The organism is Streptomyces sparsus (assembly GCF_054776295.1).
Map to the genome: position 1 here is coordinate 12,609 of NZ_BAAHCA010000013.1, position 14,713 is coordinate 27,321.

At 67.6% G+C, this 14,713-nt stretch carries 13 protein-coding genes and 1 CRISPR repeat array; of the genes, 8 read left to right on the top strand and 5 right to left on the bottom strand.

Annotated elements, in window-relative coordinates; all coding sequences use genetic code 11:
* Positions 1-93: 93 nt before the first annotated feature.
* Both ACYVE9_RS02285 and ACYVE9_RS02290 read right to left on the bottom strand, forming a co-directional pair.
* Positions 94-306 carry a DUF397 domain-containing protein gene (locus ACYVE9_RS02285; RefSeq protein ID WP_461025981.1) on the bottom strand — a complete coding sequence of 71 codons (213 nt, stop codon included), beginning with the start codon at positions 304-306 and terminating at the stop codon, positions 94-96.
* On the bottom strand, positions 303-1,133 hold the full coding sequence (locus tag ACYVE9_RS02290) for a helix-turn-helix domain-containing protein (protein WP_461025982.1): 831 nt from the start codon (positions 1,131-1,133) through the stop codon (positions 303-305). The genes ACYVE9_RS02285 and ACYVE9_RS02290 overlap by 4 nt, the downstream gene beginning before the upstream one ends.
* A 720-nt stretch (positions 1,134-1,853) precedes the next feature.
* On the opposite strand from ACYVE9_RS02290, the gene tgmA reads away from it, so the two are divergent.
* Genes tgmA through tgmC form a run of 3 tightly spaced genes read left to right on the top strand, consistent with a single transcriptional unit; the run spans position 1,854 to position 4,211 of the window.
* Positions 1,854-2,126 (top strand): putative ATP-grasp-modified RiPP, encoded by a 273-nt coding sequence (gene tgmA / locus ACYVE9_RS02295; RefSeq protein ID WP_461025983.1) that lies wholly within the window; start codon positions 1,854-1,856, stop codon positions 2,124-2,126.
* Positions 2,127-2,137: 11 nt separating this feature from the next.
* A complete protein-coding gene (gene tgmB / locus ACYVE9_RS02300; protein ID WP_461025984.1) occupies positions 2,138-3,097 on the top strand; it encodes an ATP-grasp ribosomal peptide maturase in 960 nt (319 codons plus the stop codon).
* Entirely contained in the window at positions 3,090-4,211 is a 1,122-nt protein-coding gene (tgmC, locus tag ACYVE9_RS02305) for an ATP-grasp peptide maturase system methyltransferase (protein ID WP_461025985.1), read from the top strand. Before tgmB ends, tgmC begins: the two co-directional genes overlap by 8 nt.
* Before the next feature lie 499 nt (positions 4,212-4,710).
* A CRISPR array of direct repeats spans positions 4,711-5,046; the repeat unit is 29 nt.
* 1,181 nt (positions 5,047-6,227) lie between these two features.
* Here the strand turns inward: tgmC and ACYVE9_RS02310 are convergent.
* Complete coding sequence (locus ACYVE9_RS02310) at positions 6,228-7,019, bottom strand: FadR/GntR family transcriptional regulator (protein ID WP_461025986.1); 792 nt, start codon at positions 7,017-7,019, stop codon at positions 6,228-6,230.
* Between the two features lie 199 nt (positions 7,020-7,218).
* Here ACYVE9_RS02310 and ACYVE9_RS02315 point away from each other — a divergent pair, with 199 nt between their 5' ends.
* The 4 genes from ACYVE9_RS02315 to ACYVE9_RS02330 all read left to right on the top strand — a co-directional run bounded on the left by ACYVE9_RS02315 (position 7,219) and on the right by ACYVE9_RS02330 (position 12,442).
* Positions 7,219-8,376: a trans-sulfuration enzyme family protein gene (locus ACYVE9_RS02315; RefSeq protein ID WP_461025987.1), complete on the top strand. Its 1,158-nt coding sequence runs from the start codon at positions 7,219-7,221 to the stop codon at positions 8,374-8,376.
* A 129-nt stretch (positions 8,377-8,505) separates the two neighbouring features.
* On the top strand, positions 8,506-9,939 hold the full coding sequence (gene nhaC, locus ACYVE9_RS02320; RefSeq protein WP_461025988.1) for a Na+/H+ antiporter NhaC: 1,434 nt from the start codon (positions 8,506-8,508) through the stop codon (positions 9,937-9,939).
* A gap of 514 nt (positions 9,940-10,453) precedes the next feature.
* The gene (locus ACYVE9_RS02325) at positions 10,454-11,245 is read left to right on the top strand and encodes a hypothetical protein (RefSeq protein WP_461025989.1); all 792 of its coding nucleotides are present in this window, start codon (positions 10,454-10,456) and stop codon (positions 11,243-11,245) included.
* Between the two features lie 12 nt (positions 11,246-11,257).
* Positions 11,258-12,442 (top strand): helix-turn-helix domain-containing protein, encoded by a 1,185-nt coding sequence (locus ACYVE9_RS02330; RefSeq protein ID WP_461025990.1) that lies wholly within the window; start codon positions 11,258-11,260, stop codon positions 12,440-12,442.
* Between the two features lie 99 nt (positions 12,443-12,541).
* Here the strand turns inward: ACYVE9_RS02330 and ACYVE9_RS02335 are convergent, their stop codons facing one another.
* Positions 12,542-13,300: a glycosyltransferase family 2 protein gene (locus ACYVE9_RS02335; RefSeq protein ID WP_461025991.1), complete on the bottom strand. Its 759-nt coding sequence runs from the start codon at positions 13,298-13,300 to the stop codon at positions 12,542-12,544.
* Between the two features lie 2 nt (positions 13,301-13,302).
* Positions 13,303-14,091, bottom strand: a complete 789-nt coding sequence (locus tag ACYVE9_RS02340; protein ID WP_461025992.1) for a GntR family transcriptional regulator — start codon at positions 14,089-14,091, stop codon at positions 13,303-13,305.
* Positions 14,092-14,526: 435 nt separating this feature from the next.
* On the opposite strand from ACYVE9_RS02340, the gene ACYVE9_RS02345 reads away from it, so the two are divergent.
* Positions 14,527-14,713 (top strand): DUF6284 family protein (locus ACYVE9_RS02345; protein ID WP_461025993.1); only part of this gene is annotated, 187 nt, incomplete at its 3' end.

The following is a 14,713-nucleotide window of genomic DNA, read 5'->3' on the forward strand; positions in this document are numbered from 1 at the left end:
GAGGAAAACGCCGTGTGTTGCCCCGTGCTGACACGACATCGGCACCCGTCCGTGTGGCGAAGGCCGGTCACTCGGGGCCGGTGGGGATGGGGGTCACCCGTGGCGCTTGGCGAACGCCACGAGACTGGCGAACCCCTCGCGGGTCAGGGCCAGGTGCGGGCCGCTCGCGGCCTTGCTGTCACGGACCAGGAACTCACCAGTGGCCACCGCGTGCTCCGGCGCCCACTCGATGCACTGGCCACCTTCGCCACCGCTGTACGTGCTCTTGACCCACCGCAGGGGTCGGGGGCCGTGCGTGCTGCTCATCTGGCGTACTCCTCCGCGATTTCTCGAATCAGAGCCGAGGACTCTTCGGGGTCGCGAGCGGAAGCCCGCAGACGCTCATACGTCGTGCGCGCGTCGTCTACCGCCGTAGCGGAGTCCGTCACGTGGCCCTGCCCCCTGCTCTCCGAGTACAGGACTGTTGCCCCGTCGTCTGGTGCAAGCAGGGTAAACGGTAGGGACGACGCAGGGGCACCTGCGTTGAAGCGAAGAACTTGGAGTGTGACGTGGGGGTTTGCTGCGTCTGAGGCGAGGTGGCGGAGTTGGCCAGCCATGACGGCTCGGCTGCCTACCTCTGTTCGTAGCGCCGATTCGTGCAAGATCACCCACAGCAGGGGCGGGGCGTCGCGCCCCATGACCTCTCGACGGGCCAACCGGGCTTCAACCCTGGCCTTGATCTGGTCGTCAGCCTCGCGCGGGTGCGTGGCCCGGAACGTGGCTTCCGCGTAGGCCGGAGTCTGCAACATGCCCATGATCAGAGCGTTGGAGTAGTCCTCGACCCGGCCGGCCTGCTTCTCCAAGTTGATGTACGGCACGAACCAACCAGGGTGCCCGCGCTCGCTCACCCGGACCAGCAACCGAGCGAAGTAGCCGGAAGTGTTGAAGAACCGGTCACACCCTTCGGCGAAATGCATCGACGGCAGTGCCTTGCCGTTCTTGACCTTGGACACGTACGGCTCTTTGTAACCCGCGAAGTCGGCTAGCTCCCGCTGGTTGGCTCCCTTGTGGGCCAGCGCCGCTTCCACCTCACGTCCGAACCACTCAAGGCCATTCGCGGGCTCACCGTTCAGTTCGGGTGGTGGTTCGGTCATCTGTTCAACTCCCCTTCTTTCCAAGCGCTTTGGAAAGCCTCCCGACCTGTTGAGAGTACGTCGCGCTGGTGATGCTGGGAGTACACAACGTAAGTACCCGCCCCACATGAGGGACGAACGACCAACGGCGTACGGAGTGGCAGGCATGACGACGGCAGGCAGGCAGCAGACGGCCTCGGACAGAGGCAGAGATGCTGGGCGGGCGCGCGACGAACTGCGTGACGCGCTCGCGGCGGTGGGGGTGCAACTGCCCTCCCTCGGGCTCGACGCCGCTTCCTGCGCCGAGCCTGATCCGCTCGCGTTGATCGACTTGGGGCGCTGCAACGTGGCGACGGCTCGCGCGCTTACCGCCGCGCTCCGCTCGGGGCGGACGGTTCCGGCGGCCGTCACCGGGCGTCCCGCGGGGCAGCGACCTGTACGCCGCGGCCTGCCCGCAGGGGCGGTGCGGTGACCAAGACAAGACCAAGACGTGTGAGCACCAGCAGACCGAGAAGCGAGACGGCAAGACCTACTGCCGGCACTGCAGCCGACAGCTCTGCCTGTGAAGACTCCGTCCCCTGCCCGGGATGACCTGTCAACTGGTTCTCCCACACCAACCCCCGGCAGGGGAGCGGAACCCACCCCCGCCCCGGTTGGATCATTCGCCCGCAACCTTTGGACAGGTCGAGCGCCGACCGGGGCGGGCCCGGCACCACCGTACGAAGTGACCAAGGAGGAGACTTGGAAACGAGCCTCGCAGGTACGGAGACCACCGCACCGGCCCCATGGGGACTGTGCCGTATGGCTCCGCTGCGCAACGGTTCTCCCTCGCCCTGGCGGTACGCGGGCATCGACCCGGTCACGCAGACCGGCCGATGGGTCGGGGCGGACGGAGCGATGACGCCCGCCGAACTCGGCAAGCACGGTACGAGCGTGAACACCTACCCGCCCACGCAGGTCGGCAAGGACGGCAAGGTGGACAGCGACTCCGGCCATGACGCGACACAGGACTAGGGGGTAGCGCCATGGACGGACGCCCGGTGTTGGTCTGCACGGAGTTCGAGGACGCAACCGCTGATCTGGTCATCGCGGAACTCAACCGGCGCCGGGTGCCCGTCATCCGGTTCGACCCGGGACGCGACTTCCCGGCGCCCGTGGTGCTCGCCGCGCGCGTCGGGGCGGGCGGATGGGGCGGGCGGCTGACGGTCGGGGCGCGTACGGCCGACCTGTCCGCCGTACGCGCCCTGTACCACCGTCGGCCGAGTCCGTACCCGACGGGTAGCGGTGAGCAGGCGGCCCGGTTCGCCGCGCAGGAGAACCGGCGCGGCTTGGGTGGCGTGCTGGGCGCGCTGCCGGGGTGTTTGTACCTGAGCCACCCGCAGGCCATCGCGCGGGCGGAGTACAAGCCCGCGCAGTTGTCCGCAGCGCTCCGGGCCGGTCTCACTGTCCCGGCCACGCTGATCACGAACGATCCGATGGAGGCCAAGGCGTTCTGCGCGGCACAGCCGACCATCTACAAGCCGTTGCACGCGGGGGCGTATGAGGTCGAGGGCGAGCCCGCCGGCATCTGGACCGCCCCGGTCGAGGCGGGCGAGGTCGACGGCGCGGTGAGCCACAGTGCGCACCTGTTCCAAGCGCAGGTGCCCAAGGTGGCGGACGTGCGCGCGGTCGTCGTCGGCGAGCAGGTGTTCAACGCCCGGATCACCGCGCCGCCGGGGCTCGTGGACTGGAGAGCCGAGTACCAGAGCCTCATCTATGAGCCGGTCGCCTGCCCGGACGGGATACGTGGGGCGCTGGTGCGGTTCCTCGCAGCCTTCGGGCTGAACTTCGGCGCCTTCGACTTCGCCGTGACCGCGGACGGCGGATGGTGGTTTCTGGAGTGCAATCCCAACGGCCAATGGGCGTGGCTGGAAGACGCGGCCGGGCTGCCGATCACACACGCAATCGCAGACCTGTTGGAGAACGGAGCGAGTCAGTATGAGTGACCCCCTGCCGTCGAAACACCTTCGGGCCGACCTCGCGCGGCGCCTGTCCAAGGCTGGCGCCCTGCACAGCTCGGAATGGGAGGCGGCCGTCATGGCGGTGCGCCGCGAGGCGTTCCTCTCGCGCGGCTGGTTCGAGTACGAAGACGGCGGCTGGTACAGGCCCGCGGCCGGAGACTCCGCGGAAGGACTCGCGCGGATCTACGAGGACGACACCCTCGTGACACAGGTGGCCGGGGGCGTCTTCGCCGACCAGGTCGAGGGGCGAATCGCGGCGGCCCCCTCGTCGTCGTCCACCCTGCCGAGTCTGGTCGTGCGGATGCTCGAAGACCTGCGGGCGACCGAGGGGACGCGCGTTCTGGAGATCGGCACGGGTACGGGCTACTCAACGGCGCTGCTGTGCCGTGTCGTCGGCGAGGACAACGTGACCACGGTCGAGGTCGACGCGGAGGTGTCCGCCCGTGCCGGGATCGCGCTCGCGGGCTCCGGGTACTGGCCTGCCCGTGTGGTCGGTGACGGGCTGGCGGGCTACGAGGAGGGCAGCCCGTATGACCGCGTGATCGCCACGTGCGGCGTGCACACGGTGCCGGCTGACTGGCTCGCGCAGACCCGGCCCGGCGGGGAGATCCTGGTCACGGTCGGTGGATGGATGCACGCATCCGAACTCGTACGGCTCACAGTCGCCGATGACGGCACGGCCAGCGGCCCGGTTCTCGGCGGACAGGTCTCGTTCATGCTGGCCCGCCCACACCTGCCGCCTCCGTTGGGCATCCTGCCGAACCTCAGCGAAGGCGACGCGGTCCCCGCGGAGTTGGGCGCGGATGTGCTCGACGACTGGACCGCCCGGTTCGTCGCGCAGTTCGCCGCGCCGCGCGCGCAGCGGCTCACACTGGAACGTGACGGCCGGACGGAACACGTCGTGATCGACGTGGACGCCGAGGCGTGGGCGGTCGTCTTTCAAGACGGCGGCCGGTGGGTGGTTCGGCAGGGCGGCACGGCGTGTCTGTGGGACGAGATCACCGAGCGTGTCACGCAGTGGCAGGCGGACGGGCGCCCGCCTGCCGACCGGATGCGGCTGCACGTCGGCCCCGACGGGCAACGCCTCACCTGGGTGTAACCGCGGGCTGACAGCCTCCATACCGCCCCGTCCGTCCGTCGTTCCACCCGTTGCGGACGGGCGGGGCTTCCTTACGCGCTCGGGGTGGATTCCTCCGGTGCGTGGTCAAGCTTCCGCTCGGCCACGTAGTTCTGGTGCCCGCACGGTCCGGGTGCTTGTCGTCCCCGGGGTGCGGCGGTGCGTGCTGCCCAGGTCGCTACGCGGCGGACAGCGGGGCGGTCTGCTGGTCGGCGAAGCGGGGGGGTGCCTCTATGTCTTTCGTCAAGGCATCCCTGTGGGGTTTGGGGTGGTTCGGGGTTGCTGGGGTTATGCGGCGAGTTCGACGTGCTTGGGGACGCGGGGTTCGTAGAAGGTCTGTGCACGGCGCGCGCCGGGTCGGGCTCGGTGAACGTGGCGCCCGCGAGTCCCTGCGGCTTGGTGTGCCGGGCGGCGAAGTAGTGGCACCACCCCGCGGGTGCGGGGAGCACACCATGAAGTACGGCGCGCACTCCGGGGAGGCGGGACCACCCCCGCGGGTGCGGGGAGCACCGGGCAATCCGTGGTCTGAGCTGGCCGTTAGCGGGGACCACCCCCGCGGGTGCGAGGAGCACTTCACGTGTGTCCCTTCGGTTGGGTGCGGTGGGGGACCACCCCCGCGGGTGCGGGGAGCACGAGGTCGGCGCTCCCCACCGGCGGCGCCGGTTGGGACCACCCCGGCGGGTGCGGGGAGCACATCACCGTCCGCCGTGACGGCATCCAGGTCGAGGGATCACCCCCGCGGGTGCGGGGAGCACCCCAAGCTGTCCGAGCTGGGCAAGAAGCTGGCGGGACCACCCCCGCAAGTGCGGGGAGCACTCTGTGGAGTGCGGGGCCGGGGTCTGCCTCCCCGGGACCACCCCCGCGGGTGCGGGGAGGCACGCCATGGTGCTGAGCTTGAGTGCCTCGCGGCGGGGACCACCCCCGCGGGTGCGGGGAGCACCGGGCCTGCCAGTCCGCCAGGTAGCCGATCGCGGGACCACCCCCGCGGGTGCGGGGAGCACCCACCGAGCCCCGCCGCCTGGTCGTTGATCATGGGACCACCCCCGCAGGCGCGGGGAGCACTTGGAGAGGGACCGATGAACAACATCCAGCACGGGACCACCCCCGCAGGCGCGGGGAGCACAGAACGGCCCCCCGGCGTAGTGCCGGGGGCCCGGGACCACCCCCGCAGGCGCGGGGAGCACCGCCGGACACGACCGGCCTACGCCCACTGCTCGGGACCACCCCCGCAGGCGCGGGGAGCACCTTGATCGTTTCGTGTGCGAGCTGTCTCGAACGGGACCACCCCCGCAGGCGCGGGGAGCACCGCCGACAGGCACTGAGGGCTCTCCCACGCCCGGGACCACCCCCGCAGGCGCGAGGAGCACGTGTCCGGTCAGTGGAATACGACTGCCTCATGCGGACCACCCCCGCACGCCCGGGACCACCCCCGCGTAGGCGGGGAGCACTCGACCGCTGCGGTGAGGCGTTCGGTCATGGTGGGACCACCCCCGCGTAGGCGGGGAGCACGGCCACACCGGCAGCAGCAGCGACCCGCGGCCGGGACCACCCCCGCGTAGGCGGGGAGCACATCGTCACTGGCGTACCCGTCCTGGATCTAGGGGGACCACCCCCGCGTAGGCGGGGAGCACAGGTGCTCCAGGACGGTCGAGAGGTGCACCCCGGGACCACCCCCGCGTAGGCGGGGAGCACCCGGCCGGCGGGGCCTTCACCAGCGGCCCGTAGGGACCACCCCCGCGTAGGCGGGGAGCACCCCTGGCTGGGCTGGTAGGAGGCGCTGATGGTGGGACCACCCCCGCGTAGGCGGGGAGCACAGGAGCGTACCTGCGGTTTTACATCGGGGAGTACCTGGTTTTACTCACTAGCAGGGTTTCCGGCATAAGAGACAATCTTGGGCTTTCGCTCATGGGGGTCGGGCAGTGTTCGGCTACCGGCTACCGGCTTCCGCCCGCTTGGCACGCAGCGGCAGTCCCGAGCCGGGGCACCGCGACGGACGGGCTACTCGGCCTCGTCCCCCTCGGGGCGGCTCTCGATCTCCTGCAGCGTGACGTGGAGGTGGTGCTCCATCGCCGCGACCGCTTGCGCCGGATCACCGGTCAGCACGGCTTCGAGCAGTTCCTCGTGCTCGGTGGCCGAGCCCGCCGGATCGGCCCCGGTGGCGAGGTAGCGCCGGTGGCTCTCCTCGCGGCTCTTGGCGAGTGAGCGCTCCAGGGCGTCCAGGATCTGGGTCAGGCTGACGTTGCCCGAGGCCGCCACCAGCGCCTGGTGGAAGGCGACGTCCGTGCGTATTCGGGTGGGCATGTCGAGCGGGTTGGCGCGCTGCTCGGCGATCGCCTCACGGGCGCGGGCGATGTGCGGCAGGGTCTCGGCCTTCTCCGGGCCCGCGATGCGCTGCGCGGCGAGTCGGGCGCCGTGCACCTCGAGGGCCTTGCGGATTTCGGTGAACTCCATGAGGGCGCGCTTGTCGCGCAGGAACGCGAGCGCGACGAACTCCTCCACCGGCAGGGCGTTCGGTGAGGCGACGACGGCCGGCTTGCCCTGGCGGCGCTGCACCAGGCCGCGTGCCTCAAGGGTCTTCATCGCCTCCCTGAGGACCACCCGGCTCACCCCGAACCGTGCCGCGAGCTCGCCTTCCGGAGGGAGCTGGTCACCCGGTGCGACGTCCGGGCCCACGCACAGTTCCTCGATGAACTCCGCGACCTGCGTGGTCAGCGAACGCGGCTGGGCGCGCATCGCGCTGCGCCGCTGCGCCGTCTGCGGCGCGGACGCTCCCTTCGCCGTGTCTCCCAAGGTGTTCGCTCCTTAGTCGAATTGGCCTTGACCGGAGAGCTTACTCAGCGGCTTGCGCGGCGCGTACGGGCCGATGCCGAGCGTGTTGGTTCGCCCGGAAGTGTTGACTACGTAGCAGCTTATATTACAAGCTTCCCTCCGTTCGGCGGCGTGCGGACGACCGCCGCCGTCCGCACGCACATCGCGACGGAGGGCGCAGGTGAACAACACCGACCAGCAGATCTGTATGGGCGCATGGGACGGGCCAGGGGCTGAACCCGGCGCCGTGGCGCCCCCGATCTACCAGACGAGCCTCTTCACCAAGCCGTCCTTCGAGGAGTTCGTACGGCAGCAGGCAGCCGAGCACGAGAACTTCGTCTACAGCCGGGGAACCAACCCGACGGTTGCCTTCCTCGAGGAGCGTCTCGCGCTGCTCGAGGGCGGCGAGGCCGCGAAATGCTTCGCCTCCGGCATGGGTGCGATCAGCGCCGTCTTCGCCGGTCTGCTCCGCAGCGGCGACCACGTGCTCTTCGTCAACACCGTCTACGGCCCGACGACCGAACTCGCCCGGCACCTGAAGCGCTTCGGGGTCGAGCACACGATCCTCACCGACCCGGCCGCCGACGTCGAGCAGCACCTCCGGGAGAACACGGCGCTCATCTACGTCGAGAGCCCGGGAACCATGCTGATGAAGGTCGTGGACGTCCCGGCGCTGACCGCGGTCGCGCGACGCCGCGGCATCCGCACCGTCATGGACAACACCTGGTCCACGCCGCTCTTCCAGAAGCCGCTCGCGGCCGGCGTCGACCTCGTCGTCCACTCCCTGACCAAGTACGTCGGCGGACACAGCGACGTCCTCGGCGGTGCGGTGATCGGCTCCCGTGACCTGGTCCGCGAGCTCTTCTATCAGGGGCACCAGCTGTTCGGTGCCGTCATGTCCGCGATGGAGGCATCCCTCGTCCTCCGCGGACTGCGGACCCTCCCGCTGCGGATGGAGCAGCACCAGCGCAACGCGCTGAGCGTCATCGACCATCTGCGCGCGCACCCCGAGGTCGTCGCCGTCCACCACCCGTACGCCGACCACAGCCCGGACGAGGACGTGATCACCTCCCAGTTCAGCGGCTTCTCCGGACTCCTCAGCTTCGAACTGCGGGAGGGCACCTTCGCGCGGATCACCCGGTTCATCGACGCCCTGAGCGTCTTTCGGATCGGCCCGAGCTGGGGCGGCTACGAGAGCCTCGTGACGTCACCGTCGCGCCTCACCGACGACCCGGCCTCCGCTCCGTGGCCCGGCCTGATCCGGCTCTCCGTGGGGCTCGAGGGCGCGCAGAGCCAGACCGAGGACCTCGACCGGGCCTTCGCCGGGCTCGCCCGCTGACGGCCTCGGCACGCCCTCACCCACCCTGCCTGAGAGGAAACAATGAAGTTCCAACAGGACACGGCGTCGGCCGACGAGGCTGAGAACCCTCCGCGCCCCCAACCTCCGCTCCCCCGACCCCGGGCCGCCGTGGCGTTCATTCCGGTGGTCCTCACCGTGGTGATCCTCGTCGGCGGTATCGGGATCCTGGAGTTCCCCGCGGAGCTGATGCTCATCTTCGCGGCCATCACGTTCACGATCTTCTCCGCCTTGCACGGCGTCGGCCTCGACCGCGTCCTCGCGGACATGGGCGAGAAGATCAAGCGGGCCCTGCCGGGCATCCTCATCCTGCTGAGCATCGGGATGCTGATCGGCACCTGGATGATCGCGGGCACCGTCCCGCTCATGGTCGAATACGGCCTCGCCCTCATCAACCCGTCGTACCTGTACGTCCTGTCCTTCGTCGTCACCGCCATCGTGGCCACGTTCACGGGCACGTCCTGGGGCGCGGCGGGCACGGTCGGCGTCGCCCTGATGGGCGTCGCCGCCACGATGGACGTCTCGCTGGCGATCACCGCCGGCGCCGTGGTCTCGGGTGCCTACTTCGGCGACAAGCTCTCACCGCTCTCCGACACCACGAACGTGAGCGCGCTGGCGGCCGGCGCCAACATCTACGAGCACATTCGCCACATGCTCTACACGTCGGTGCCGTCGTCGATCCTCGCGGCCGTGGTCTTCCTGATCGCCGGACTCTCGATCGACGCGGGGTCGGTCGACCTCGACGTCATCGACGGCACCGTCGACGAGTTGCAGGGACTCTTCACTCTCAACCCGGTGCTGCTCCTGCCGCCGGCCGTGGTCCTCGTCGGCTCGATCATGCGCAAGCCCCCGTTGATCGTGCTCTTCCTTTCCTCGGCGACCGCCGCCGTCCTCGCCGTGCTCGTCCAGGGCTTCAGCATCGGCCACACGTTCGACGCCGCCGTCTCCGGTTTCACCACCGACATGCTGTCCCGCGACGTCTCGGACCCCCTCACCGAACTGGTCAACCGCGGTGGCCTGCAGTCGATGTACGGCCCGGCGTTCTTCGTCTTCTGCGCGTTTTTCTTCGCCGCGGCGCTGGAGAACTCCGGCGTGCTCCGTCTCCTGCTCAGCAAGCTGATCGACAAGCTGCGATCGACCGGCAGCCTCGTGCTGGCCACGCTGCTCTCCGGCTTCACCGTCGTCAACGGCACGTCGAACGCCCTGGTCACCTACTTCCTCATCAACGACCTCTACGGCAAGGCGTTCAAGAAGCGGAACCTGCACCCGACCAACCTCTCGCGCAGCATGGAGGACTCGGTCACCCTCACCGAGGTCCTCATGCCCTGGACCGTCTCCGGCGCGTTCATGGCCGGGACGCTGGGCGTGGCGAACTTCGACTTCGCGCCGTGGGCCGTCTTCTGCTGGAGCGGCATGGTCTTCTCCGCACTGCTGGCCTATCTGTCGCCTCTCACCCGCGACTTCGGCATCCGCCGGCTGGAACGGGAGCCGGAGCCCGAGCCGGAGCTGGAACCGGAGCACCAGGGCGAACCGGTGAAGGACTGACGGACGCGATTCGCCGCTTCCGACTCGTCCTCGATGCGATCCCGGGTGTGGCCCAGGCCGCACCCGGGATCGCCCGCAGTGGGCCGGTCGACGATTACCCGCACCCCGACCCCACCGCGGGGTTCTGGGAGCACCGCCCACGTCACCGGACAACAAAAACCCCCAGGTCGCTGACCTGGGGGTTCGGTGTGGAGCGGGCGACGGGAATCGAACCCGCGCTCTGAGCTTGGGAATCATGCGCTGAACTTCTGCCAGGACCGTGTGGCCTGGAGCGATGGGGTTAGCCGCCTCACGTAGCACCCCTCACGTTGACCGCTGTTGACCCCGGTTTACCGCCACAGGTGGTGCAAGGTGGTGCGCTGAGACGCGCTGCTTGGGCGGTAGCGCGACGCGACGGCAGACGATAGGTTCACCCCATGAATAGATCACGTGTTCGGTTTACTTGTTCACGCCTGACACGCACGAGTGGTTCATTTTGATGCGCCAGTTACTGGGCTGAGGTACAGTCAGTTGCATGAGCGAGCAGCAGGATGCGCTAGAAGACCTTGGTGCTGCCGGTGCGCTGGCTGGCGTCCTCTGGGCAGGTACGTCCGCCTATCGGCGAACGATGCAGGACTATGACCCAGACACGGGGCATGGGCAGGCGGTGGTCGGCACGCTCGCTCATACGCTGTTCTGTGACCGCCTTGACCGGGTGTTCTCGACTGGCAAGTTCGCTACGGATTCGGCCGCCGCAATGGCCGGGCTTGACGTCGTCGCCAGTGGGTTGGCGCCGGGTGAGTACCGGAAGATGCCTGTAATTGCACCCGGGACTGTGGTGCGGTCAGACGTCAGCGGTTCTCCTGGGTGGCGCTGTGGTGATTGGCGCTGGCTGTTGGCATCTTTCACGTACGGGGAGAGCAACAGGATTCCGTGGCCACGGAAGAGTCGAACGAAGCAGCGTGCCGCCTCTCAGTTGAACCCCGATCAGCCCATGCTGCCTTTGGTCGATGAGGTGCAAGATGGTCTAGAAGCGATCTTCCACGCGCTCAACGCGCAACTGGATGATTCTGATGTAACCACGCTTGTAGTAGCGCACAGCGTGGAACGAGAACTGGGTATCAGAGAGCTCATTCTGGGACGCTCTCGCCTGAACAAGGGGGGCGGGGCGGCGTGGCACTGGAAGCATGATCTACTTGCTGCGAACCCCGGAAACCCCGGCACCGGCCTGCTCCCGGCGATCCCGCCCCCTCCGTCCGGAGCGCCCAGTGTCCCCGACGCAGTCGTTCGCCTTCGCCGTGAGGGGCGAAAGGAGAATGACAGGTAATGAAACGAGTTAATGGCCATGGACATTTCTCGTCGCACCGAAGTGCAGGTAGGTGACGCCTCCCGCCTATTCGACGGACGACGTTTGACGCTCGCTCGGCAGTTGGCTGGCCTTCGGAAGAATGCACTTGCCGCGAAGATCGGGAAGAGTCCGACTGCCGTCGCTGCGTACGAGAACAATTCAAAGCGACCTGCGCCAGCGACCGTAGCGCAGTTGTGTCTAACGCTCACTGTTGAGCCGGGGTTCTTTCTCCCGGGTCCTCATCAGGCGTCTGCAACAGACACCGTTCCGCACTTCCGCTCGCTGCGTTCAACCACGCAGATCGCCCGCGATCAAGCTTATGCCTACGGCATGATCGCAGGCGACGTAGGGGCGACCCTTGAGCGGCACGTGGAATTCCCCGAACCCAACGTGCCGCGCTTGAGCGTCGACGTGGATGACGATGAGAGTGACCTGCCTGAGGAGGCGGCCACTTTGCTGCGCAAGAGTTGGGATATTCAACGCGGCCCAGTAGGCCATCTTGCGCGGCTGGCTGAAAATAACGGGGTAGTCGTTGTTTTTAGCCCCTCGCAAACAGCGGCGGTGGATGCATATTCTTTTGATGATGGCTATCGGCCTACCGTTGTGCTGAACCCGATGAAAGAGGATTACTACCGTCAGCGCTTCGACCTAGCCCATGAGCTAGGTCACCTGGTCATGCATGTGGACGCTGAGCCCGGTAGTAAGATCGTTGAGAATCAGGCCCATAGGTTCGCAGCAGAATTCCTGCTGCCGGCCGAGGAGCTCCGGGAGCTTCTCCCTGCGAAAGTGAACTGGCGGACCTTGGCAATCTTGAAGGAAACATGGGGCGTCAGTCTCCAGGCTCTTCTGTACCGTTCCAGATCGCTTGGCGTCATGAGCGACGTAACTTATAGAAACGCAATTTCCTACTTGTCGTCTAGAGGGTGGCGTCGACGGGAGCCGGGAGAAATGCCGCCAGTTGAGCAACCCTCGCTTTATCCAAGAGCTGTGGAGATTCTTGCGAGAGTGGGAGTGGGCGATGCCGCCCTGGCACGGGAAGCCCGTGTGACGACAGGGCTGTTCAGGACTGTTACATCAAGGACTCCGGTAAATGAATATCCCTCTCAGGTAGTTCAGGAAGATGAAGATTCGTCTTCCCGTGACGGTGTGATTCCGCTATTCCCGGAGACTGGGTAGCGCCATATTCAGACGGGCTCGTGCAATACCTCTGGTATTGCCTGGCTGGCGCCAATGGCGCCGGGCTGTTCCTGTGGTGCGCCCCGTTGCGGCTTGCCGTCATGCGCCTGGAGTGTGTACCTGCCACCCGGTCTCTGCGAGTGCGAGTGCGCGGGCTTCCACGACGGCCATGCGGGCATTCCGCTCGCCAGCGTGCTCGTGAGCCGCATCGCTGGTCACCTGTCCCGGCCACTTGCGGTACAGCAGACCCGTTTCGGCCGTGAACCACCCCGTGCTCACTGCGTTGAGCGCCATGAGAAGGCCTGTGTCCTCCGAGGCCGGCAACGCCATCCAACCCCCGAGAGCCAGCACTAGCTTCCGAGGAGCGGCAAGCGTGGCTGGATGCACCTGCGCCCGGTAGTCGTGCGTACGCCAGTGGTCCAGCACTTCGCCTCTCTGGATCGGGCCCGCTGACGGGTCCTGGTCGAAGCCGACGGTGGAGCCGTCCGGCAAGAGGTCGAGTACTCGTGACGTTGACCAACTCACCCCGGGCTGTGAGAGCGCCGCAAGGTCACGAGCGAGCGCGCCGGGGGTGAGCTGGTCGTCTGCGTCCAGCACCTTGACGTAGGTGCCAACGGCGCGAGACAGCGCCAGCGTCCGGGCGACACCAGCGCGGCCGGGCCGCCCCTGCCCGAAGCTCAACCGCGGATCGTCGGGTAGGTATGGAGCCACGGCATCCGTCTCACCGTCCTCCTGCACCACCCACTGCCAGTCCCAGCCGTCCGGGAGCTCCTGGGCTGTCAACGACCGGTACGCGTCCCCGAGGTGATGAGCGGCAGGGGCATGTACGGCGGTGATGATCGAAATAGTGTTGGTCACCCTCACCACCGCTTGAGGGGAGTCGTGAACACCATCTCGGTTCGGTCGCCCGGCAACGTCACGTCGGATACCTCTACTGTCCGTCCGGTGGTGTCGATGGAGATCTTGCGCAGGATCAGCACGGAGACGCCGGCCGACAGGCCAAGTTCCTCTGCCTCTTCCGCCGTTGGCGGTCGAGCGCTGACGTGCTCAACGATGCGGTCGAGTTCGATGCCGACTGTGTGCAACTGGTTCTGCGTCCCCCCCGGCCACGGCTCGTTCGCCTGGTCAAGCAGGGCAGGGTTCGCTTCGATCACCCCGCGCAGCAGGTAGGAGTGCGCCAGGTTGAACGGTGCCTCCTCCTCGCGGTACCACGTGCGGTAGACGCGTTCGAGTAGAGGTGTGCCGACGGCTACGTCAAAGACGGACGCAAGGTCGTCATCGACTGTCGCGTCCTGGTACTCCGCGCTGAAGACCAGGTCGGGTAGTTCCAGGCCGGTGTCATGTTCGGTCGCGCCCGTCTTGCGACGCTCGGCTTCCGACTGACGTGCCCGATCCTTCTCCCACTGGTGTCGTCCGTTGCTCCGCTCAACCAAACGGCGCGGCTTGCGGACGATGTTGCCCCGTCCGTGCTGCTTCTCGATCAGTCCTTCTGCCTGGAGAGTGCCCAGTGCCTGCCGCACTGTCGGCAAGCTACGGCGGTAGCGCTCTACCAGCGCGGTTTCGGCTGGCAGTCGTTCACCTGGCTTCAACTCGCCGCTGCGGATCTGCTGCCGCAGATCGTCAGCGATCCGCTCATACGCCTTGGCCATCTGGCATCCACCGTCCTGGGTTGGTCGAGCTGACCAAGCATAAGTCCTCATGAGGTGTTGACGATTGCTGTGCGGGCCGTCATAGTCATGTCTAGTCCTAAAGAGGAGTTGAGGACAGCACCTCTTGGGGTTCTAGTTTGCTGCGCCCGGACGGCCTCCTGAAACGGGTCGAAAGGCAGCGCTTGCCCTTTCACAACTGCATGAGGTTCCGCTGACACCCCCTCGGATGGAGGTGTGTGGGGTGTCGGCGGGAGCGAACCGAGGGCGGGGCCGTAGAGGGCCCCTGCGGGGGCGAGGGTGCGATTCCCTTCCCGCCCACGCCAGCGGCACACGCCGCTGCGCACTGCTGCTTCTTTCCTGACGGCGTGCGGCCCCGGTGTCCTACCACCGGGGCCGCTGTCTGGGCCGTCGCACCTACTAGGGAGAACACGACCCATGAGGAACATCGTCGCACTGGCGGCGGTCCCTGCGCTTGATGCGGAGCCGACCGCTGCTGAGCTGGACACCATCGAGCACGAGATGCCCGTCATTGAGGCGGAAGTCGAGCTGCTGGATGTGTGCATCGCGCTGTTGGATCGGCCGGTGTCGGAGTTGGACGCGCGGCGGCTGCGCCGGGCCCGGC